At 60.9% G+C, this 23,644-nt stretch carries 14 protein-coding genes; 6 read left to right on the top strand and 8 right to left on the bottom strand.

Annotated elements, in window-relative coordinates; genetic code table 11:
* Positions 1-45: 45 nt before the first annotated feature.
* The 3 genes from IPJ12_16655 to IPJ12_16645 all read right to left on the bottom strand — a co-directional run bounded on the left by IPJ12_16655 (position 46) and on the right by IPJ12_16645 (position 3,392).
* Positions 46-1,125: an ADP-ribosylglycohydrolase family protein gene (locus tag IPJ12_16655; GenBank protein ID MBK7648731.1), complete on the bottom strand. Its 1,080-nt coding sequence runs from the start codon at positions 1,123-1,125 to the stop codon at positions 46-48.
* A gap of 93 nt (positions 1,126-1,218) precedes the next feature.
* Positions 1,219-2,094 carry a glutathione-dependent disulfide-bond oxidoreductase gene (yghU, locus tag IPJ12_16650; GenBank protein ID MBK7648730.1) on the bottom strand — a complete coding sequence of 292 codons (876 nt, stop codon included), beginning with the start codon at positions 2,092-2,094 and terminating at the stop codon, positions 1,219-1,221.
* Between the two features lie 518 nt (positions 2,095-2,612).
* A complete protein-coding gene (locus tag IPJ12_16645) occupies positions 2,613-3,392 on the bottom strand; it encodes a 3-oxoacyl-ACP reductase FabG (GenBank protein ID MBK7648729.1) in 780 nt (259 codons plus the stop codon).
* 153 nt (positions 3,393-3,545) lie between these two features.
* On the opposite strand from IPJ12_16645, the gene IPJ12_16640 reads away from it, so the two are divergent.
* A complete protein-coding gene (locus tag IPJ12_16640; protein MBK7648728.1) occupies positions 3,546-4,481 on the top strand; it encodes a LysR family transcriptional regulator in 936 nt (311 codons plus the stop codon).
* Between the two features lie 180 nt (positions 4,482-4,661).
* On the opposite strand, the gene pcaC is transcribed toward IPJ12_16640, so the two are convergent.
* The 5 genes from pcaC to IPJ12_16615 all read right to left on the bottom strand — a co-directional run bounded on the left by pcaC (position 4,662) and on the right by IPJ12_16615 (position 11,731).
* Positions 4,662-5,027 carry a 4-carboxymuconolactone decarboxylase gene (gene pcaC / locus IPJ12_16635; GenBank protein ID MBK7648727.1) on the bottom strand — a complete coding sequence of 122 codons (366 nt, stop codon included), beginning with the start codon at positions 5,025-5,027 and terminating at the stop codon, positions 4,662-4,664.
* A 204-nt stretch (positions 5,028-5,231) separates the two neighbouring features.
* A complete protein-coding gene (locus tag IPJ12_16630; GenBank protein MBK7648726.1) occupies positions 5,232-6,620 on the bottom strand; it encodes a 3-oxoacid CoA-transferase subunit B in 1,389 nt (462 codons plus the stop codon).
* Between the two features lie 87 nt (positions 6,621-6,707).
* Positions 6,708-7,211, bottom strand: coding sequence for an acetone carboxylase subunit gamma (locus IPJ12_16625; protein MBK7648725.1), 504 nt, complete (start codon positions 7,209-7,211; stop codon positions 6,708-6,710).
* A 36-nt stretch (positions 7,212-7,247) separates the two neighbouring features.
* Positions 7,248-9,572, bottom strand: coding sequence for a hydantoinase B/oxoprolinase family protein (locus IPJ12_16620; protein ID MBK7648724.1), 2,325 nt, complete (start codon positions 9,570-9,572; stop codon positions 7,248-7,250).
* Positions 9,573-9,583: 11 nt separating this feature from the next.
* Positions 9,584-11,731 carry a hydantoinase/oxoprolinase family protein gene (locus tag IPJ12_16615; protein MBK7648723.1) on the bottom strand — a complete coding sequence of 716 codons (2,148 nt, stop codon included), beginning with the start codon at positions 11,729-11,731 and terminating at the stop codon, positions 9,584-9,586.
* A 355-nt stretch (positions 11,732-12,086) separates the two neighbouring features.
* Between IPJ12_16615 and IPJ12_16610 the strand changes: the two genes are divergently transcribed.
* The 5 genes from IPJ12_16610 (at position 12,087) to IPJ12_16590 (ending at position 23,615) form a co-directional block, all read left to right on the top strand.
* Positions 12,087-14,081, top strand: coding sequence for a sigma-54-dependent Fis family transcriptional regulator (locus IPJ12_16610; protein ID MBK7648722.1), 1,995 nt, complete (start codon positions 12,087-12,089; stop codon positions 14,079-14,081).
* A 399-nt stretch (positions 14,082-14,480) separates the two neighbouring features.
* Positions 14,481-16,460, top strand: coding sequence for a DUF4071 domain-containing protein (locus tag IPJ12_16605; GenBank protein ID MBK7648721.1), 1,980 nt, complete (start codon positions 14,481-14,483; stop codon positions 16,458-16,460).
* A gap of 75 nt (positions 16,461-16,535) precedes the next feature.
* Positions 16,536-17,369 (top strand): caspase family protein, encoded by an 834-nt coding sequence (locus tag IPJ12_16600; protein ID MBK7648720.1) that lies wholly within the window; start codon positions 16,536-16,538, stop codon positions 17,367-17,369.
* Between the two features lie 40 nt (positions 17,370-17,409).
* The gene (locus IPJ12_16595) at positions 17,410-22,863 is read left to right on the top strand and encodes a CHAT domain-containing protein (GenBank protein MBK7648719.1); all 5,454 of its coding nucleotides are present in this window, start codon (positions 17,410-17,412) and stop codon (positions 22,861-22,863) included.
* 38 nt (positions 22,864-22,901) lie between these two features.
* A complete protein-coding gene (locus IPJ12_16590; GenBank protein MBK7648718.1) occupies positions 22,902-23,615 on the top strand; it encodes a hypothetical protein in 714 nt (237 codons plus the stop codon).
* The last annotated feature ends 29 nt before the right edge of the window (positions 23,616-23,644 follow it).

The following is a 23,644-nucleotide window of genomic DNA, read 5'->3' as shown; positions in this document are numbered from 1 at the left end:
ACCCGCTGCGCCAACCGACAGTCAGCCGTCGGCTGAGCGTTTCCGCTAGTGACCTATCTGCTTGGCCAGTCGGCCCGCCAAAGCCAGCAACTCGCCGCTATTTTCCAGTCCGGCCAGAAAACGTTGAGGAATTCCCGAAAGGCCGGTTTGAGCCCCGGCCAGGGCGCCGGCCAGAATGGCGCGGGCCTGATTCTGACCGCCACCATTGACCGCATGGAGTACCGCAGACTCAAAGTCATCATGAAACCGTGCCGCCAGATAATAAGCAGCCGGAAACTGGTGATAGACCGCGCAGGGCATGCCATACACCAGAGAAACCTTCCACGCCGGCTCGATGCGAATATCGGGATCGACCGCAGCCATGGCAATCGAGGATTGGCTCAGCAATGCATCCGGCGATGGAAAACGACCGGCAGTTGGCGCTTCCGCCTGACCGGGCTGTGGCGCTTGCAAGTTACCACTGGTGACGGCGTGAAAAGGCAGCTCACCAGACTTTACCCGCGCCATCAATTTGCCCGAGATGCCCGCATCCATTGCTTGCCCTTCAACCAGCATGCCGAGTACCGCGCCGAAGGCGACCGTCATCGCCACAACCGTTCCATCGCTCTGCGTCAGCACCGTATTCCGGGTGACGGCCGACGCGAGTTCAGCCGGCTGCAGCGCGTAACGGATAGCAATGGCGAGAATGCGCTCCGCGGCTTCGGTGGTGTCCGCGTTTCCCGCCACCTGCCCCCAAGGCAATCCGGCGCCAACCCGCTTGCGCCAAGCCTCCCGGATCGACTGGCTGGTGTAGCCACCCGGCCCGTTCATGGGCGTCCCATCAAGCAGCGGGAAAAATTCGTTGTCCAGGCGACGGCAAAAGTCCGCTTCGTCGTAGCTGCCGCAATCCACCAAAGACTCCAGAGTCAGTCGCCGCAGCACCCCGGATTGAGAAAGCTGCCCCGCCCTCATCCCTGCGTGATAGCGCCCCGGCTTGGGCGTGGTGTAGTCGCTGATCCACTGGCCATAATCGGCATGAAGTTGATCCAGGTCGTAGTACCAATGCGGGCCAAGCGCTAGGGCGTCGCCGATGAAAGCCCCCAGCAAGGCGCCCATGGCGCGATCTTCAAGGGAGTGCGCGGACATCATGGCTCCATTCAGATTCAGTGATGAATTTTTCAAATAGCAAAAAACGATTACTGTGCAAGCAAGGCATGCTGACACAATCGCAGCGCGTCATCATGATTGTGCCTGCAGTTTGTCTTGCGTGCGGGTCTCGAAATCGCTGGCGTCATGGCGCTCATGCAACTGGCTTTCCAGCGACCCCATTACCCGGTTGACCATGCGGCCCCGTTTCACCGCCGGGCGCATGGCTATTTCGTCGGCCCAGCGAATCACGTGGGGATAATCGCTTACCTGCAGGAACTCACCCGCCTCGTACAACTGGCCTTTGGCCAAGGCACCGTACCACGGCCAGATGGCCATGTCGGCAACCGTGTACTCATCACCACCGACGTAAGGGCTTTCGGCCAGCCGCCGATTGAGCACGTCCATCTGCCGCTTGACCTCCATCGCAAAGCGGTCAATCGCGTACTCGATTTTAGTCGGTGCATAGGCATAAAAATGGCCGAAACCACCACCCAGGAAGGGCCCGCTGCCCATCTGCCAAAACAGCCAAGACAAGCATTCGGCGCGGTGAGCCGGTTCCGTCGGCACAAAGGCCCCAAACTTCTCAGCCAGATAGAGAAGAATCGACCCGGATTCAAACACCCGGACCGGCTCGCGGCCGCTGCAGTCCAGCAACGCGGGAATCTTGGAATTGGGGTTCACCTCGATAAAACCGCTACCGAACTGATCTCCGTCGTTGATGCGAATCAGCCAGGCATCGTATTCAGCGCCAACATGACCGAGCGCCAGCAACTCCTCCAGCATGACGGTGACCTTGACGCCGTTGGGCGTCGCCAGCGAATACAGTTGCAGCGGGTGTTTGCCACGCGGCAGTGCCTGCTCATGCGTAGCCCCGGCTATCGGTCGGTTGATGTTTGCAAATTGGCCACCGTTGGCCTTGTCCCAGACCCAGACCTTGGGCGGGGTGTAAGTACTTGAGTCAGACATATGCGGTTCTCCAATTGATTGTTATTGGTCTCATTCAGTCTGGGCAGCTTGGTTTGTGCACTGAATGTATTGAATCGACGTACAGATTTCTCGCAGGCTGTGAATTTCCACCGATGCGACACACGGGGAACTACAAGCAGATAACGTAGATGAACTGGCCATTTCCGATCGCGCTCGCGCCGTAGGACAGCCATCGCTCGGGAACAGTTCATTGCAGCCATCGGCAAACGATCAGATCGATGACCAAATTGGCTGATTTGTTACGGAGCGAAAGACTCCCGTTTTTGACTGCAGGTTGGCCTATGCTGATAGTCGACTCCGTACATGCTACGTTTGATCTGGAAGCTCAAGCAGTCCTCCGATGTATCGTCAAGAGCCAGCCCAATTCACCTTGGTGGCCAGCGCTGCGCTCCGGCGGCGGTTACGTCCCAGATACTCGATTCTGTCTATGTCCATCTCGGACTCTGAAAACCAAAAACCAGCCTTGGCTGGTTTTGGAAGCACCCGATTTGCAAACGTCAGGCGGAAAATCCGCCATCAATCAGCAGGCTGGCACCGGTGATGTAGGCAGCCTCGGGGCCGGCCAAATATGCAGCAAAGCTCGCCACTTCCTCTACCGTGCCGTAGCGCGGCAGTGCCATCAGGCCCTTCAATGTCTGCGCAAAATCACCGCTGTCCGGATTCATCTCGGTGTCGATCGGGCCGGGCTGAATGTTATTGACGGTAATACCGAGCGGACCGAGATCGCGCGCCAGGCCTTTGGTCAGACCGACGATGGCGGACTTGCTCATGGCGTATATCGAGCCGCCCTGGAAGGGCATGCGGTCGGCGTTGGTGCTACCGATCGTAATGATGCGGCCACCCTTGTCCATGTGCGTGACCACCGCCTGCGAGGCGACGATCACGCTACGCACATTCACGGCCAGGGTGCGATCAATCTCTTCGAGCGAGATCTCTGCGTCGGCGACATTGCCCAAGGCCAGTACGCCGGCGTTGTTCACCAGGATATCAATCTTGCCGTAGGTATCGGCGGCTACCTGCACGGCGGCTTTGATCTGCTTGGCATCGGCGCTGTCGGCCTTGATCGCAATGGCGCGACCGCCGATGGCTTCGATCTCCTTGACGACTTCCTGTGCCTTGTCAGCTGAGTTGGCATAGGTCAGCGCTACGGCAGCACCGTCACGAGCCAGCCGCTTGACAATGGCAGCGCCAATGCCGCGCGATCCTCCCTGAACAAAAGCGACCTTGCCGGCCAGATGATTGACTTGAGCTTTTACGTTTTGAGCTTGCTTCGACATGATGTAACTCCTGGAGTGGTTTGGCTTCGCAATATCGCTGCGCCATGGAGCAAACTATCCGCCGATCATTGTGTTGTGATAAGCCATGAATCCTTATATTCTATTCAAACTAATGGTTTGAAATAGGCAGGCTGGATTTGGCCTGAAAGGCGCATGGAAACATTAGGCAGTATCGAGTGCTTCGTCCGCAGCGCTGAAGCCGGTAGCTTCTCCGAAGCGGCGCGGCGCCTGGGTTTGACCTCGGCCGCTGTGGGCAAGAACGTGGCCAAGCTGGAGGTCAGCCTGGGCATTCGCCTGTTCCAGCGCAGCACGCGCAGCCTCCGCCTGACCGAAGCGGGCACGCGTTTCCTGGCCGAGGTCAGCGGTAGCCTGGCGACCATACAGAGCGCGGTCGCCAACCTAGCCGATGCTGAAGGACAAGCCGCTGGCACGCTTAAGGTGAGCATGGGCAACGCCTTTGGGCGCGAACACATCGTGCCCCTATTGAGCGACTTTCTCGCCCAGCATCCAGCCATCGTGCCAGACTGGCACTTTGACAATCGTCAGGTTGATCTAATCGCGGAAGGCTTTGACGCCGCCATCGGCGGCGGCTTCGAGCTTCCTCCCGGCCTGGTCGCCCGCACACTGGCGCCGGCACACATCGTTTTGCTCGCCTCTACGGCCTACCTCGCGGCTCGGCCGGCAATCACGCATCCAGATCAACTCAAGCAGCATGCCGGCATATTCATTCGCTCGCCGCAAACCGGGCGTATCCGTCCGTGGGGGCTAATCAACAGCAAGGATGCACGCCGCAAGGAACAGATGCCAATAGACATGCAAATCCGCATGACCATGAGCGACCCAGCCGCTTCGCTCGAGGCAGCCGAGCAGGACCTGGGCATTGCCGTCACCAGCATGCCCAACGCCCAGCCCTATCTCGCCAACAAGCGGCTCGTCCGCGTCCTGCCTGACTGGTATGCCGATGCCGGCGCCCTTTCGCTCTACTTTTCGGCGCAGAAGCTACTGCCGGCAAAGAGCCGTGCTTTCATCGATTTCGTCGTGTCCTATTTCCGCAAGCACAAGATGGCGCAGCGCTTCAGTGCATACTGAAGCGTCCCTGCGTTCGTCGTCGCCTTGACGGAACGCTTTGAATTTATCAGTACGCCAGAGCATAGAAGAACGTCAGCAAGTTAAATCCGCCGATACAAAACCACCATGAAATTTTACGTCTTCATCTGTCATGGATACGCAGTAAGACATTAATTCACAACATATAAATCGCAGATTATTTCATTCGGAAAGCACGGACTCCGCTGTTCGCATGGCATCAGCAGCTAGCGGAACGCCGCAATAGACGGTGGCATGCAAGATGACTTCCCGGATTTCCTCCGCGGTTGCGCCGTTATTGAGTGCACCACGGACATGACCACGTAGCTCGTGTTGCCGGCCGAGGGCGGTGAGCATGGCTACGGTGATCAGACTGCGCGTTTTAAGTTCGAGTCCGGGGCGGCACCAGACGCTGCCCCAGGCGTTCTCGGTAATGAAATCCTGTAATGGCTGGGAAAACTCGCTGGCGTTGGCCAATGCACGGTCGACAAATTCATCTCCCATGACCTCACGGCGGACTTTCATTCCATTTTTATAAGCATCACTCATCGATTTTTCCCTTGGTGCGTACTATCGTGCTGCTGTTTTCATGCCGGTCGCGTAGAGCCTTTACAGCTCGCTGGTGCTCGCCCCGCGAGATTTCCCCAAGCAGGTGCCCACACTCAATATCCCAAAGTTCACCGATCAGGGCAATGGCGGCGCGTGGACTGCCGGCTTGCGGCAGTCCATTGCCGACTGTTCCCATTGTTCGGTTCAGGAGCAGGAAACGAGTTCCGGTGCTCGCGTCAGCAAGCCCAGACGCACGGCAAACGGGCAACCCGTTTTCGCCGCAACCTCGTCCACTGATATTCCTGGCTGCAGTTCGATCAAAGTCAGGCCGCCGCCGGGGTTCACTGTGAAGACGCAGAGATCGGTGATGATCATCTCCACCACGCCCTTGCCGGTCAGTGGCAGGCTGCAGTGCGGCAGTATTTTCGGCGAACCGTCCTTGGCCGTGTGCTCCATGAGGACAATCACCCGCCCGACACCGGAGACCAGATCCATGGCGCCGCCTGGCCCTTTGACCATCTTGCCGGGCACCATCCAGTTGGCTAGGTCGCCGCTTTCCGAGACTTCCAGCCCGCCGAGGATGGAAAGATCGACGTGGCCGCCGCGGATCATCGCGAAGGAGTCGGCGCTGGAGAAGAAGCTGCTGCCGGGAATGCTGGTGATGGTTTGCTTGCCGGCGTTGATCAGGTCGGCGTCAACATGCTCGCCGGATGGGAAAGGGCCGATGCCGAGCAGGCCGTTTTCCGATTGCAGGGTGACCTTGATGTCTTCGGGGATGTAGTTGGCCACCAGTGTCGGGATGCCAATGCCGAGATTGACGTAGTAACCATTGCGTAACTCAAGCGCAGCGCGCCGGGCCATGCGTTCGCGCGCCGGGTCGTGCTTGCCGGCCAGCGCAGCATCGGCCGTGGTGCGGAACTCAATGCGCTTCTGGTAACCGCTGCCTTGAATGATCCGGTCGATATAGATGCCCGGCGTATGGATCTGGTCCGGATCGATGTCGCCGACCTCGACCAGTTCCTCGACTTCGGCCACGGTGACGGTGCCGCAGGTGGCGATCATTGGATTGAAGTTGCGCGCTGTCTTGCGGAAGACGAGGTTACCGGCGCGGTCGCCTTTCCAAGCCTTGACGATGGCCAGGTCGGCCTGGATCGCTGGTTCGAGCACGTAGTCCTTGCCATCGAAGTCGCGGGTTTCCTTGCCTTCGGCCAGCCGCGTGCCGTAGGCCGTCCGCGTGTAGAAGCCGGGGATGCCGGCGCCGCCGGCCCGCAGCCGTTCGGCCAGAGTGCCCTGCGGTACCAGTTCGAGTTCGAGTTCGCCGGCCAGCACCTGGCGTTCGAACTCCTTGTTTTCGCCGACATAGGAGGCAACGACCTTCTTCACCTGCCGCGTCTTGAGTAATGGCCCCATGCCGAAATCGTCCACCCCGGCATTGTTGCCGACGATGGTCAGATCGCGGGTGCCGGCTTTCAGCATGCCCTCGATCAGGTTTTCCGGAATGCCGCAGAGGCCGAAGCCGCCAGCGGCGACGGTCATGCCGTCGAAAAGCAGGCCTTCGAGCGCGGCGCCACTTGTTGAATACACCTTGTTCATCTTGTGCAGTCCCCTACTATTTTGTATCGCTGATATGTCCTCAATCTGAAAAAGGGGCCGGTTTCCCGGCCCCTCGTGACTGCGCTTTTAGTCAGCTCGCTCGGGAACCGGCATATGCACCCATTCCTTGTAGAAGGCCTCGATGTCCGGCTCAAAGTCGTGAATCACCGGGTACCACGGGGTCGGTGCCTCGACATCGTGCAGCGTGCCGCAGGTCGGGCAGAAGTACTCGCGGTAGACCTGCCACTGGGTATCCGGCGCCATCAGGCTGGGATAGACCTCGGTCATCGCTTCTTCGGTGTCACGCACGTAGATCGAGGCGTGCAGCTTCCAGTTCTCCTTGTAGTCGCAGAACTCGTGGCCGCAATCGCATTTGATGATCCATTGCTTGGTCTTGGCCGACTGCACGATGTACATGTGCGGTGCCAAGGGCAGAACGATGCGGTCCTTGAAGCTGACCTTGGCCTGCAGTGCCGCGAGATACTGTTCGAAGCGGCTGTTGTCCTTGGGCATCGACAGCATGCGGAAAGTCGTTTCCCAGTCCAGCGAGCCTTCGATCAGATGTGAAACCTGTTCATTGGTATATGACATTTTTGTCTCCTTGATTCAGATAATCGATTGCGCGTATTACTCTTCGACCTGGACGACGGTCGTCACGTCGGGCATCAGCGAGAGATCCATGCGGTGCTTGGAGCCGTAGGTCGGGACGCCCAGCTCGTCTTCCAGCAATTGCCAGTCAGCCGGCAGGTTCCAGAAATCCTTGAACTCTTTGGTGAATTTTTCGGACAGTCCGAAGCTGGTGGCGAACATGTGCTGGACCTGCACGGCTGCATGCTTGTTGATGATCCGTTCGCGCTCTTCCTTCATCCACTCACGGGTCGGCAGGGCACGGGCCAGACGTTCCTTGCGCATTTCGCCACGACGGGCCTGGGTCTTGGCGGCATCGATGACAAACACGCCCTTGGCATCCTGGCTGAACACCGCGCCATAAACCTTTTGTGCGTATTCCGGCAGCAGGAACTTCTGGTTCAGGTCGGCTTCGATAGCTTTGACATCACGGTCGATCGGGTCGCCGAAGCCAGGGCCGCCACGCAGATAGTTCAGATAGAGGTCATGGTTGTCATAGCAGTCCTCTGTCGTCATGCACTGCTTGTCGCGCTTGACCTTGGCGGTGGCATCGATGTTGTGCTCGTAAGTGGGGGCACTTGGATCGATGTCGCCGCCCAGCGGCAGGCCTTCACCATTGGCAATCCGGCGCTCCAGCCCGGTGTCGTGGGCTTCGAAACGGTAGCCGGTTGCCGATGGGTAGCCGCCCATCATGCCCCAGTCACTGTTCATGTAGCCATTGCCCATGAAGAACATCGTCCAGTCCTGGGCGTTCCAGACCATGCGCAGCGTTTCGAAACCACAGCCGCCGCGGTATTTGCCGTAGCCGCCGGAGTTGGATTTGACGTTGCGCCCGAGATATAGCAGCGGTTCGGCCATTTCCCAAATTTCGATGTCGCCCATGTCGCCTTCCGGATTCCAGATGGCGGCGGCGTGGTTCAGACCGTCCTTGACGGCGCAGGCACCGGTACCGCACGACGAAGCCTCGAAGCTGTTAACCGCGTGGATCTCGCCGTCCTGGTTAATACCGCCGCCCTGCAGCCAGTTGGAGGTGTTGGCGTTGCCGGCATTGACCTCTTCGAGATAGCCGCGGCTAAAGTAGGACTGGCTCAGGCCGCGCCACAGCGCCGCCCAGCCGGAGACCAGGAAGTGCCAGGCATAGGCATGGCCGGTGCGCCGGTCATCCGGGTTGCACCAGGTGCCCTTGGGCAGGTGGAACTCGGTGGCGAAGTAGGCGCCGTCGTTGATGCGCTGGGTCGGCACCAGCGTCTGCGACATCATGACCCAAATGCCCGAGGTGAAAGCCACCTGGTGGGCATTGAAGGTATGCCAGCCCCAGCGGCTGGCGCCTTCGAAGTCGAGACGCCACTTGCCGTCCGGCTTGATGGTCATTTCGACCGGCGAGTGCATGATCGAGTCGAGCTTGGCGAAGGCGTTGGAAACCTGGATGTCTTCATGCTTGAACGGCACATCAACGAAGGACAACTTGCGGTATTTGCCGGGCAGGGTCATTGCCTTGATCCGGCTCATCAGACCGCGACGGCCCTCCTCGATGACTTCTGCCGAGAATTTCTCGTAGGCTTCGAGGCCGTCGGCGTGAATCACTTCTTCGACCAGCTGGCGAATCATGTGGCAACCGGCGATCCGGGTCTTCTCGTCGAGAATCCAGTATTTCGGCGTGCGCACCGAACGCTGCGACTCATGTAGCCAGTCGCGCAGCGGCTCGTCGTTGATGCCGGTCTTGCGGCAGGTGATCATGTAGCCATCGCCGAAACGCTGTGTCTGCCCGGTGGACATCGAGCCGGGCGTCACGGCACCGGTATCGATGACGTGGGTGACGCCACCGACCCAGCCGATCAGCTTGTCATCCCAGAAGATCGGCACGATGGTGGCGATGTCGCAGGGGTGAACATTGCCGATGGCGCAGTCATTGGTCGTGAACATGTCGCCGGGGTTGATCGTCGGGTTGGCTTCCCAGTTGTTCTCGATCATGTACTTGATCGCCGCGCCCATGGTGCCGACGTGGATGATGATCCCGGTCGAGGTCAGAATGCAGTCGCCGGCCGCGTTGTAGAGCGTGAAGCAGAGTTCGCCTTCCTGCTCGACGATGGGGCTGGCGGCAATCTTTTTTGCTGTTTCCCGGGCATGGACCAGGCCGCCGCGCAGTTTGGAGAACAGCTTCTCGTAGCCGATTGGGTCGCTATCGCGGAATTCGAGATTTTCCAGGCCGTTGTAGAAACCGGTCGACTGGGTGCGCTCGAGAATTGCATCGCGGTGCTGCTTCAGCGTCATGCCGCTGGCCAGCAGGTTGCCGATGCCGATATCTTTTTTGCTCATCATATTCATGGTGGGTCTCCTCACTTGACTTCTTTGAGATGGAACAGGCGATGCTTGTCGATCGTGGTTTCAAAGCCGTCCGGCACGACGAAGGTCGTCGCGTCGGATTCGATGATGGCGGGCCCGACGATGTGATTGCCGGCTTTTAGCGACTCCATCTTCCACAGCGCTGCTTCGACCCAATTCTTGTGACGGTAGAACGGCCGGGTGCCGAGATAGGCTTCCTTGGGCGGCGTCGGGCCGGCATCTGCGTCTTCCGGTAGCACCGGCTTTTGCGTTACAACCATGCCGCGCAGGATGGCACCAGTGACCGAGAAGCCCAGTTCCGGCGAGCGCGCCGAATTGGCATAAACGCGGCCATAGGTGTTCTCGAAGGATTCGATAATCTGTTGCCAGTCAGCGGCAGTGGCTGCGCTGGTAACCGGCGAGACGATTTCGAGGTCGTTGAGTTGCCCCATGTACTGCATCTTGTAACCGGGGATCAACATCACGTCTTCCGGCTTGTAGCCATTGATGACGAACTCGTCGATAACCTTCGTTGCCAGCTCTTCCCAGGCTTCCTGCAAGGTTGCGCAGGCGGCGGCTTTTTGCTCGTCGCTGGCAAATTGGGCAACACCGAGGTCGACCGATTTGTCGTAGCGGTACTCGAAGTCGGCACAGGCGCAGCCGAAAGCCGAGAATCCTGCCGCCCAGGCCGGCACCACCACATCCTTGAAGCCGACGCCTTCGGTGTAGCCATAGGTATGCACCGGGCCGGCCCCGCCGTAGGAGAAGCAGGTGAATTCAGCCGGGTTGTAGCCCTTGGCGCTGATGTTGGCACGCAGGTACTCGGACAGCGTCAGGTCGAGCAGTTCGATGACGCCGGCCGCCGCATCTTCGACCGACAGGCCGAGCGGATCGGCAATCTGCGCCTTGATGTGGTCACGAGCCCGTTGCACATCAAGCTTGATGGCGCCGCCGAGGAAATTATCCGGGTTCAGATAGCCGAGGACGACGTGGCAGTCGGAAACCGAGACCGTATCCAGGCCGCTTTCCGGCCAGCAGGTGCCGACGCGGTAGCCGGCGCTGTCCGGGCCGAGCTTGATCGACTTGCTGTACGGGTCGAGGCGGACGAAGCTGCCGGCACCAGCACCGACCGAGTCCATGGCGACCAGCGGCAGCGAGAGGACCAGGCGAGCCATGTCAGGATCCGACTTGATGGCGAAATTGCCCTTGGTGATCAGCGCCACGTCAAAGCTGGTACCGCCGATGTCTGAACAGGCAATGTTTTCGTCGCCGAGGTATTCGCCGAGCAGTTTGGAACCGATGACGCCGCCAATCGGACCGGAAACAATCGTGCGGGCCAGTTCCTTGGCCTTCCAGCTGATCGTGCCGCCGTGTGTGGCCATGACGCGCAGATCAAACTTGGCGCCGTGCTTCTTGAAGCGGTCGCTGACTTTCTTCAGCGTCTGGCGTGAAGGTTCAGCGCCGTAGGCTTCGAGGATCGTCGTGTTCATCCGGTGGCTTTCCTTGCGCGACGGGTAGTAATCCACCGAAGCGAAGACCGGGATGTCCGACTTGAGTTTCTTCAATTCATCATTGGCCAGATCGCGGGCGCGCTGCTCACTGATTTCATTTTTGTGGGATTGCAGCAGGCAAATCACGATGGCCTGAGAGCCGGCTTCGACCAGTTCGCGGACGGCCTGCCGTACCTCTTCTTCGCGCAGCGGGATAACGACCTTGCCTTGCACATCCGTCCGCTCGGTGACGCCGCGGGTGCGGGAGACTGGCACCAGTGGCTCGTCGTAACGGTGGGTGTTGAGGTGGATGCGGTCTTCCAGGGCGTAGCCGAGATAGCTCTGCAGGGCGCGACCCATCGAGTGAATCTGCTCGAAACCCTTGTTGCAGATCAGGCCAACGTCGAGGCCCTTGCGCATCAGGATGCGGTTGAGCATGGCGGTGCCGGAATAGACGCAGGTCGCCAGTTCGGGATAGACGTCATCGACAGTCCGGCCCCAGTGCTCCAGGGCATCGACCGAAGAGTTGTAGATGGCGAGCGATTCGTCGCCGGGATTACTTTGCGCCTTGCCGACGACGAAACGGCCGTCAGCCCGGACAAAGAAGGTATCGGTCATCGTGCCGCCGGCATCGATGCCCATCACCTGTACGTTTGACTGCTGGGTTTGCATGTTTGTCTCCTGTCATTGGTGTTTGTGTGAGGTGTCCCACGCAGACTTAATGGCAAGGGCCGGGCCAGGCCGGGAGAAATCGGTCAACACACAAAATTTCTTCAATGAATCATGGGTTTGGTGAAAACTTGAGAAAATTGAAGGTTGTCCGATGAAACGGCGAAAAATGTCCTGAATAACGACGCTAATTTCAAAGTGCCCGGATTCCGGACAGTTGGCGTGTTATTTGTTGCGCCGCACAAGCCATTGATACACAAGGACTTTTATTGACTTCCGGGGCGTCGTCGGCTACGGTTACGATTAAGTTAATTTATTGTTTGGAAGTTGATCTCCCGGAACCTGCCATGAGCCTGATGTGAGCCCGCATAGCAAACTTCTTATTCCACGTATCGGCGACGAATCGGCCGTAGCCAGTTCCTGGGAAAGCTTCCTTCAGGACAGGCCGCTGCCCGGTGGCCGCGTGCGCAATGTCGTGCTGGATTCGTGGCGGCGCAGTCGTACCGAAGCGGTCGATCCGACCATTGGCAGCGCGCCGACCGCCGACGGCGACAAGATTCATCAGTTGCGGGCCCGCTCGCAGGATTTGTATGAGGCGGCCAAGCCGGTGCTCGAAACTCTGCGCGAAATCCTGCGCGAGTCCGGTACGCTGATCATGCTGAGTGATCCGAGCGGGACGATTCTTGACCTCAATGGCGAATCACGGGCACGCGATGCCGGCGAGCAGATCAACCTGGCGCCTGGTGGCTGCTGGAGCGAGGATCTGATCGGCACCAATGCCATCGGTACAACCATTGCTACGCATCAACCAGTGCAAATCTACGCCAGCGAGCACTACTGCATCGACGTCAAGCACTGGACCTGCGCCGCTGCACCCATCCTTGATCCGCTGGGCAGAAATCTGCTTGGCGTCGTCGACGTCTCTGGCGTCAAGGAAACCTTCCATGGCCATACGCTGGGACTGGTTATTTCCGCCGCCAAGCAGATCGAAGGCGTCCTGGCGCGCCGCGATGCCGAATTGCATGGTCGCCTGCTCGAACATGCGATGGATGGCTTTAGCCGCTACGGCAACGATTGCGTCGTATTGTTCGACCAGCGCGGCCGTATCGTCAAAACCAGTGGCAGCATGCAACAAGCCCGCGAGATGTATGGCGTACGCCTGCCTTTCGAGGTGGGCAGTCAGCTAACCGTTCTCGATTTCGCCATCCATCCCGATGAACGTCTCCGCCAGATGCCGCTCTGGTTGCGTCCGGAATGGCTGCACCCGGTTCGTTCGCGCGATGGTGACCTTGGTACTCTGCTGGTTATTCCCATCGGTACACCGGCGCGATCAGCGGTCAGCATCCCCTCGCCAGCGGCCAAAGCAACAGACGAAGTCTTCGCCGAGATCATCGGCACCAGCCAGGCTATTTCAACGGCAAAAGCTCGGGCCAGGAGGATCGCGCCGCTCGATCTACCGGTCTTGCTGCTCGGGGAAACGGGGGCCGGCAAAGAAATTTTCGCCCGTTCGATTCACAAGGCGAGCAGCAAACCAGAAGGGCCTTTCATTGCTGTCAATTGCGGCGCACTGACCCGCGAATTGCTGGCCAGCGAACTGTTCGGCTATAGCGACGGGGCTTTTACCGGCGCCCGTCGGGGCGGACTGCCGGGCAAATTTGAGCAAGCCGATGGCGGCACGCTTTTTCTCGATGAAATCGGCGAAATGCCGCTCGACATGCAGCCGCATCTGCTGCGTGTTTTGCAGGATGGCGTGGTTGTGCGACTCGGTGATACGCGCGAGCGAAAAGTCTCGGTCCGCATCGTGGCCGCCACCAACCGTGATCTGCAGGCCGACGCCATTGCCGGCCGCTTCCGCGAAGACCTTTTTCACCGGCTGTGCGTCGTCAGCTTGCATCTGCCACCCTTGCGCGAGCGCCCGGAGGATACCGAAGCGATCATTGGTCATCTCAATCAGCGCCTGGCCCGGAAATACGGCTGCCCGCCAAAGAGCCTTGCTCCGGAAGTCCTGCACCACCTGCTACGCTATCGCTGGCCGGGAAATATCCGCGAATTGCAGAACGTCTTCGAAGCCATGTTTGCCCTCAGCGATGGAAATAGCATCGACAGCACGCTGCTACCGCCGCACATCAGTGCCGACATTGTCGATTCGGTTCTGGCCAGAGGCGCAGCAACTCCGACTATTGCGGCCGGGCGTCTTGCGGAGATGGAGCGGGGCGCGATCAATTCTGCAATTGCGGGTGCCCAGGGCAACCTGTCAATGGCAGCTCGAACGCTGGGAATTTCACGCAGCACTCTCTACGTCAAACTGGCGGCAATGCGTAATTTACCGACAGGCGGGTCGTTTTCCTCGTAGAGAATTTTTTGGCGCAGGACGGCTGGCGCCCAAACTTCCAGCAGGCTTAATGGCATACAAGGTCGATCGTTAAATCAGCACCGTCAAGCAACCATTTACGAGTTTTTGAGTTTGTTACCCATCTTGCAGTGCTCAAATGCAGCTCACCACAAACGGCTTTTTATCGCCTGCCAAGCTAAGGGCGAACTCAGGTATTCCAACCAGAACCGCCACTTCACGGCAAAAGCACCAAACGCCCCTTGGCATGCCACAATCATCGGGCTAAGATAACTTCATGGCCTGCTCCCCACGCGGGCCCGCTTTGTTTGGTAGCACCCGGATAAATTCCGCTCGAGAGCATCGCTAAAAAATTGGCTCCGGGTGGCAGCAAAAGCAGTTTCAGCCGACAGAGAGCCGCCCATGAGTCTGCATGTCTTCGTCGCCATGCCTTTCGGTGTCAAACCCGGCGATGACGGTTGCCTGATCGACTTTGACCGTGTTTTCGCCGAGTTCATCCGGCCGGCGCTGGAAAGTGCCGGGCTGGAAGTCTTGCGGGCAGATGAAGAACGGAGCGCCGGCGATATTCGCGCCGACATGTTCCAGGAACTCCTGATGGCCGACCTTGTGGTCGCCGACCTGACGCTGGATAACCCGAATGTCTGGTACGAACTGGGCGTGCGCCATGCCTTGCGCGCCCGTGGCGTGATCCTCGTTCAAGGCCCACGCGCCGCTCAGCCTTTCGATATCTACACCGATCGCAAGCTGACCTACCATTTGAAGGACGGCGCCCTCGACCCGCAGATGCTGGCCACCGACATCGCCAATCTGGCGACCATGGCCAGAAACACGCTGAACGCCTGGCGCGGCCGCAAGACCAGCCCGGTTTACAGCCTGTTGCCCAATCTTGAAGAACCCGATTGGTGTCGCCTGCGCGTCGGCAATGCGCTGGCGTACTGGGAAAGTTACGACGAATGGGCCACCCGCATTGAAGTGGCGCGCAACGCCAATCACCCGGAAGACATCCTGGTACTGGCTGACGAAGCCCCAGCCACACCGCTGCGGGTTGAAGCTCACATGAAAGCAGGCGAAGCGCTGCGCCGGATGGAACATTTCAATTTCGCGCTGGAACAATACGACCTGGCCCTTGCCTTCGCCCCGGATAATCACGAAGCCGCCAGTCAGCGCGGCGTCTGCCTGCAGCACATCGGGCGCACCGACGAGGCCCGCGCCACCTACAAGAAGCTGATCGACATCGATGCCGATGATGTCGATGCCTGGGAACTCCTGGCTCGGCTGGACAAGGAGGAATGGGTCAATGCCTGGCGCATTCCCGGCCACACGCCGGCCCAGATGCGCGATGACGCAGCCTACGAGGATGCCTTGCTGCGCGACACCATCCACAGTTACAGCACGGCCTTTCGCCGCAGCCCCGGCCATTACCTGCCGGGCATCAACGCGGTGATGATGATGCACGTTTATCGCGACCTGACCGGTGACACGCGCTATGACAACGAGGCGGCAATCATGGCCGGCGGCGTTGCCTGGGCGGCCTCAAGTGAACGCAACGAAGCCAATCGTTTCTGGGCGCTGGCCAATCTGGGGGCGTTGGCCATACTCGATAAAGACCCGGCTGCGGTCGGCGAGGCTTTTCGCGAGGCCATCGCTCACCTCGACAATGACTGGCTGGCGCTGGATGCGACCTGCAAGCAGATGGGCCTGCTGGCGGAGCTGGGCTTTCGCCCCGATAACGTCAATGCGGCGCTCGCCACGCTTGAACGCGCCATGCAACGATTGAGGCCACCGGCCTGCCAGCGCCAGCCCGACAAGGTCTTTCTGTTTTCCGGCCACATGATCGACAGCCCCGACCGGGCCGAACCACGCTTTCCACCCGACAAGGAAGCCATCGCCGCCGCCCGCATTGCGGAAACTCTCGACAAGCTCGGCGCCGGGCCGAACGACCTGGCCATCGCTCAGTGCGCGGCCGGCGGCGACATTCTCTTTGCCGAAGCCTGCATGGCACGCGGCGTTCCCTTTCAGATGCTGCTGCCACTGGAAGAGCCTGATTTCATCGAGGCGTCGGTTCTGCCGTCGAGTAATGGCGAAAGTTGGCGCCAGCGCTATCTGGCCCTGCGTGACAAGCTCACCCTGCCGCCGCGCATCATGCCGGACGAACTCGGACCGCTGCCCCGCGAGAGCGATGGACGCGAGATGAACCCTTTCGAGCGCTGCAATCTGTGGCTGCTATACAGCGCGCTGGCCCAGGGCCTGGATCGCGTCCGTTTCATCTGCCTGTGGAATGGCGGTGGTGGCGACGGACCCGGCGGCACGGCGCACATGGTCCGCGAGGTCAAACGACGTACCGGCCAGGTCAGCTGGCTCGATACTCGTCAGCTTTGGTAATCAAAAAGTAATTATTTGGATTCAATCTGTCATTCGAAACGCTTAGTCCACCACCTAAACAAACGGAGACACAAAATGGCCAAGAAAGCACTCTGCATCGGCATCAACAACTATCCCGGCACCCACATGGACCTTCAAGGCTGCGTCAATGATGCGCAGGACTGGGCTGCGGTACTGGCCGAACGCGGTTACAAGACCACGCTGCTGCTCGACGACCAAGCCACCAAGGCGGCCATGGTGGACGCCATGTCAAAGCTGATTGCCAGCGGCGCCAAGGGCGACAGCCTGATCATCACCTATTCCGGCCACGGCACTTACCAGCCGGACACCGATGGCGACGAAGTGGATGGCCTCGACGAAGCGCTCTGTCCCTACGACCTGCAAACCAACGGCAGCGCACTGATTGATGATGAAATCAAAACCTTGTTCGCCGCCCGCAAAGGCGGCGTACGTCTGCTGCTGATTGCCGATAGCTGCCACTCCGGCACTGTGACCCGCGCCGCAAAGGCAGAGCCGGATGCCGATACCCGGCCACGCTTCATGCCGATGGGCAACTGGCTGCCAGCCAGCAAGCTGCCGAAGAACTTTGCCGGCAAGACCGTGCAAACCATCGTCGCGCCTAGCGGCAGCTCGCCACTGAACGCCGCCCTCGACAAGCAGGTCGGCGACCTGTTGCTGGCCGGCTGCAAGGAAGGCCCGAACAACTACAGCTACGACGCCAAGATCAAAGGCCGCTACAACGGCGCCTTCACCTATTACGCCCTGAAAGCCTTGAAGGCGCAAAAGCCGGAAGCGACTTACAACGACTGGTATAAAGCCATTCTGAAAAGCCTGCCCTCGGCCAGTTATCCACAGACCCCGCAGCTGTTTGGCACGGGTGCCGCCAAGACGCGCAAGGCATTGACCTGATTCAAAGGTAATTCCCGCTGAGCAGGACAGGAGACAAGACATGAGCACACGTACGATACGCATCCGCGGCACCAAGGTCGCTACCGGCAGCCGGGGCGCAGGCCAAGCTGGCGAGCCACAACCGCTGTTCAGCCTGGCCCCGGGTAGCGCCCGCGATGGCGCCAGCGAGGACATCGAAGTCAAGCCGGAGACTGTCGTCCGTGTTTCGCTCGAAAACGGGTTTGTCCTGTGGAGCCGGGCCGACGACCTGACTCGCGAATACGGCAACCCACCGCCACGCGGCGAGGGCGGTGCCTGGGAATTCACCCGCCTGACACCACGCCTGGCCACGGTCAGCGAACGTGGGGCGGCCGGGCTGGCTATTCGCGTCCTCGATTTTTTCGGCATTGATATCGCCAAGAAGACAGCCGGCAAGCTCGGCGTCGTCCTTGAGGACAAACAGCTCGGCGGCAACAAACCGGGGCTGCACCAGATGAGCAGCGGCGCTCAGCTCGTCCTGACGCCCGTAGCCGGCACCGGCCCCATCCCGGCCGTCAGCGGACCGACGCTGGTCTTCATCCACGGCACCGCGTCGAGCACGACCGGCAGCTATGGCAAGCTGTGGGATCCGCGCAATGCTGACGCCCAGAAGCTGCGCGAAAGCCTGCAGGCCAACTACGGTGACCGCATTTTCGGCTTCGAGCACCGGACGCTGACGGAAAGCCCGATCCAGAACGCCATGGCGCTGCTCGAACGGCTGCCCGATGGCGCCGACATTCACCTCGTCTCGCACTCGCGCGGCGGCCTGGTTGGCGAGTTGCTCTGCCTGTCCGGCTGCCAGCAACTGGCTGACGTCCTGACAACTTCCAGAATTCAGGACTTTTTTGCCGTTGACCGTAGCATTGCCCTGCAAATGGGGCTGGCGCCGCTGTCGGCGGACGAAGAGGCGGCACGCAACGCCGCCTACGCTGCGGACCGTGACCTGCTCGGCAAATTCGTCACGCTGCTCGGCAAAAAGAAAATCCGCGTCAGCCGATTTGTCCGTGTTGCCTGCCCGGCGCGCGGCACGACGCTGGCTTCCGGGCGGCTCGACCGCTGGCTGTCGGTGCTCGACTTCCTGTCCTTCACCTCGCTCGGCAACGGCATCATCAGTGGCGCCGTCGATTTCATGCAGGCCATCGTCGCCGAACGCACCGACCCGCGTACCCTGCCCGGCGTCGAGGCGATGATTCCAGGCTCAGCCCTGACCCGCCTGCTCAACAGCGTGCCGGAACTGGTCACCGATGCCGATCTGGCGGTCATAGCCGGCGATATCGAGGCCGGCGATTCGCTGTGGAACTCGATCAAGGTGCTGGCCACCGACTGGTTCTACAAGAACGAGCATGATCTCGTCGTCGATACCGCCTCGATGCTCGGCGGCCTGCCGCGCACGGCCAACGGCGCCCGTTTCCGCAAGGACCAGGGCAGCAAGGTCAATCATTTCCGCTATTTCACCAATAGCCAGAGCATCGTCTGGTTGCGTGCCGCGCTGACCCGTGGCGACCAGGAGAGCGGCGGCTTCCAGCCCATCGCATCCCGGCCAGCCGGTGAATCCGTCATCTCCCGCACGTTCCGGCGCAAACGTTCCGACGGCGTGCCGCAGCCGATTGCCGTCGTCCTGCCCGGCACCATGGGCAGCGAACTCAAGGCGGGCGACGGTCAGGTCTGGCTCAATTATGCATCGCTGCTGGCCGGTGGCCTGGGCAAGCTGCGCATGGGCAAACCGGACGTTTCACCGGTTGGTCTGGTCGATGATTTTTATGGCCCGCTCGTCGAATTCCTGGCGCGTAGTCACGATGTCGAAGTCTTTCCCTACGACTGGCGCCACTCGATTCGCGAGGCTGCCGACAATCTGGTCAGAATGCTCGCCCCGCTGGTCGAGCAGGCCGAGCGCACGCAACAGCCATTGCGCCTCGTCGCCCATTCGATGGGCGGCCTTGTCGTCCGTTCGATGATCGCCGACAAGGGCGCCGGTGCGGCGCTCTGGCAGCGCATTTCGCGACTGCCCGGCAGCCGCTTCCTGATGCTCGGCACGCCCAACTTCGGCTCCTACGAGGCCGTGCGCTGGCTGACCGGGTTCAATCCAACGCAGGCCAAGCTGACGCTGCTCGACATCACCCACAACACCGACGAGATCATCGACATCGTCCGCGGCTATGCCGGCCTGCTCGAACTGCTGCCCTTTGGCCAGCGCGACCCCGATTTTACCGACCTCATCCACTGGCAGGCGATCAAGGAAAGCACCGACGCCGACTGGAATCTGGCCGATGCGGCGACGCTCAAGGAGGCGGCCATATCTTGGCAGCGCCTGCGCGACGCACCACCGGACCCGCTGATGTGCTACGTCGCCGGTTGCCAGCCGGCGACCGTGATCGACTACCAATTGGTCAGCCGCGAGGACGAACCACCCAGCGAGCGCAAGAAACTGGCCTTCATCGCCACCGCTGAAGGCGACGGCACGGTGAGCTGGAATTCCGGCCGCCTGCCTGGCGTCCCGGTGTGGTACGCCGAAGATACCGCCCACGATGCGCTGTGCGCCCAGCCCAAGGCCTTCCCTGGCTATCTCGACCTGTTGGTCAAGGGCAGCACCACCCTGCTCCCCGCCACGCCGCCCAGCCGTGCCCGCGGCGCCGGCGTCGAGGAACGCTTTGTCCTGCCAACGATGCCGCTGGCCGACAGCATTCCCGGCCCGGACGACATGAGCACATTTGGATTTTCGGGCGGAATTCCGGTTGACCGCAGCACTGCCGAAACCGTCTCCACGGTCATTCAGGTCAGCATCCGTCACGGCAGTCTGGCCTACGTCCGGCATCCGGTCGTCGTCGGGCACTACCAGGGCGACACCATCGTCAGCGCCGAAGCCGCGCTCGACGGACAGCTGCAGGGCGCCCTGGCGCGCCGGCTTGAGCTGGGCATTTATCCCGGCCCGCTCGGCACCTGCGCCACCTTCTTCAATGACAGTCCGACTGCCAAGCCAGCCGGTGGACTGGTCGTTGGCCTGGGTCAGGTCGGCGAACTCACCCCCGGCCAGCTCGAAGAAGGCATGCGCAACTCGCTGCTCGACTATGCCCTGCATGTGGCCAAATGGCCTGACCAGCGTTTCGGCGATGAAGCTCAGCCACGCTCGGCAGCCGTCAGCTGCCTGCTGATCGGTACCGGCGCCGGCGGCATTGCGGTCCGCGACAGCGTCGAAGTGATCGCCCGCGCTGCCATCGCCGCCAATGCGCGACTGGTGGACACCGAAATGAACAGCCAGGTGGTCATCGACCGGCTGGAATTCGTCGAAATCTACGAAGACATCGCCATCACCGCGGCGCAAGCCTTGCGCGACGTGGTGTGTAACCGCTCGCTCAGCCAGAAACTGAGCTGGCCTGACATGGCCATCGCCAGTGGCCAGGGCGGCCGGTTCCGCCTGACCGTGGACGAGACCCCCGAGTGGTGGAATCGCATTGAAATCATCGAGGACGAGGGCAAGGACCAGGCGCTGCGCTTCGTGTTTGCCACCGACAAGGCCCGCGCCGAAGAAACACTGGCCACCGGGCAGTTGTCGCTGGCTGAAGAATTCATCCGGATGGCCTGCCAGGACACCAATCGCAACGCCGAAGCCACCAAGACGCTGTTCGAATTGCTGCTACCGGTAGCGGTCAAGGAAAGCTCGTTGCAGCAAGGGAACATGGTACTGCTGGTCGACCAGCGCTCGGCCCGTTATCCGTGGGAGCTGTTGGAAAACCGTTGGGGGATCGACGATCAGCCGCCCTCGATCAAGGCCGGCATGATCCGCCAGTTCAAGACCAGTACGTACCGCGGGCGCCCGGCACGCGCCACGGCCGACAGCGCACTGGTGATCGGCAATCCGGATCTTGGCGAGAATGACGATTTCGCCGACCTGCCCGGCGCCCAGGACGAAGCCCGCGGCGTGGCCGATACCCTGGCCCAGGCAGGCTTCGACGTCACCGACCGCATCGGCGAAAAGCCGACCGCCATCCTCGAAGCGCTGCACAAGGACAAATGGCGCGTCCTTCACCTGGCCGGGCATGGCGTCAGCAACTACCAGTCGGCCCGCATGAACACACCCCGCTCCGGCATGGTGATCGGGCTCGATACCATCCTGACGCCGGGCGACATTGAATTGATGCGCTGGGTGCCGGAGCTGGTCTTCATCAACTGCTGCCATATCGGCAAGATCGAGGCGCACAAAAATACCGATCCCGGCTCGCTGGCCGCCAACCTGGCCGAGCATTTCATCAACATGGGCGTCAAGGCGGTCATTGCCGCTGGCTGGGCCGTCGATGATCGTGCCGGCAAGGCCTTTGCCGAAGCCTTTTACCGGCGCATGCTGGCCGGCGAATTCTTTGGCGAAGCGATCCGCATCGCGCGCGAAGAAATTTTCAACCTCTACCCGGATGTCAGCACCTGGGGCGCCTATCAGTGTTACGGCGAACCGAGCTACCGGCTATCCAGCCAGGGCATCAACCGCCAGCGCCCTGCCGCCAGCTACACCACGCCGCACGAACTGGCCGTCGACCTCGACAACCTTGCCAGCGACCTGCGCAGCGGCGGCCACCGGGATGATTTTGCCGACCGTATCGAAAGTCGTCTGAAGCGCATTCCGCTGGCGCAAAGCGAGGCCTGGCTGGCCCGCGCCGACGTGGCCGCCGCCCTCGGCTTTGCCTGGGGCGAAGGCGGCGACATGGAAAAAGGCGCCGAGCAATTGCGCAAGGCCATCCGGGCCGAACGCGGCCTGTGCAGCATTCGCGCCATCGAGCAACTGGCCAACTACGAAGTTCGCGTCGCCGGCATGCGCTGGCTGGCCGATCCTGATGCCGCGCCCGAACAGCGGGAGGCGCTGCGTGGCACGCTGCGCAGCGACATCAACAAGACCATCAACCGACTGGCCGCGATTGTCGACGAAGCCCCGACCAGCGAACGGCTCTGCCTGCTTGGCGGTGCCTACAAGCGCTTGGCGCTGATCGAAGGCAACGACGACAGTCGCTGTGAAGCATTGGTCAACATGGCCCAGCATTATCGCCAGGCCTTCGCCCTGCGCCGCGAGTCATACGCCTTCACCAACTGGGCGACAGCGGCCCTTCTGATCCGCCAGCGCTACCCGCAGCAGGCACCCGATCAGGAACCGCTGAGCGGCCTTGCCGAGCTGAAACAGGACACTGCCGAGATGCGTAAGCGACTCGATGAATCCAACCGGACGGACCCCGGGTTCTGGAACGACGTCGGCATCGCCGACCTCGACCTGGTGCTGCTCATGGCCGACAGCCTGCGCCCCGCAGCGCGCGGCGGAAAGCGCCGCCCGCCCCCCGAAAACCCTGTCCTGCATGCCTACCGCGAGGCCTTCCAGCGCGGGGCCAGCCAGCGCGAACGGTCATCGGTCTTTGAGCATTTCGATTTTCTGCGCGCACTCTATCCTGACGGAGCGCCGATCACTGCGCTTCTCGACCAGATCAAGGAGGAACTGGCATGACCACCCGCAAAGCCTCGATCAAACCCAGCCGCCTGGCCATGCCGAGCGCAGCGCCAGCGCCAACACCGGCACCCGCCCCGAAAGCGCGCAAGTCGAGCAAGGTAGCCCCCGCCGTGGCCCGCGGGGTCGTCGCGCGGGGCGTTGTTGAGCCAGCCAGTGCGGCGCCGGCCAATGCAGCGGCGCCTGCCACGGTCGACTGGAAAGACAAGCCAATTTCCGAAATTTCGCTGGCCAACGTCACGCCGCACACGCTCATCGCCCCCAACTTCATGGTCTATGAACTGACCCGTTCCGAGCTGGCAGATCGCCGCGGCATCGACAACCATTTTCCGTCCGACAAGGAACTGCGCGCCGCCATCCACCTCGCCCGAGAGGTTTTGCAGCCGATCCGCGACATGCTGGGCAAATTCACGCCGAACAGCGTTTTTCGCGGCAATCCGCTCGAACGCGCGCTCAAGAACAAGCCAGCCACCTGGCTCAGCACCAGCCAGCATTCGCGCGGTGAAGCCTGCGACATCGAGATCGTTGGCATGGCGACGCTGGCGCTGGCGAACTGGGCGAGAATTAACCTGAAGTCCTTCGACCAGATCATCTGCGAGTGCTACGACCCGAAAAAAGGCCCCAATTCGGGCTGGGTGCATATCTCGCTGAAGGCCCCGGACACTGGCGAAAACCGCAAGCAACTGCTGAGCTATATTTCGAACAACGGCAAGATGGTGTACGTACCCGGTCTCGTCGCCGATGTCGCCTGAAACCATCACGACAGTCCATTTGCCCCGCG

Source organism: Betaproteobacteria bacterium (assembly GCA_016709965.1).
Lineage (GTDB): Bacteria > Pseudomonadota > Gammaproteobacteria > Burkholderiales > Rhodocyclaceae > Azonexus > Azonexus amarohabitans.
This window is presented reverse-complemented; position numbering and strand designations above follow the sequence as displayed.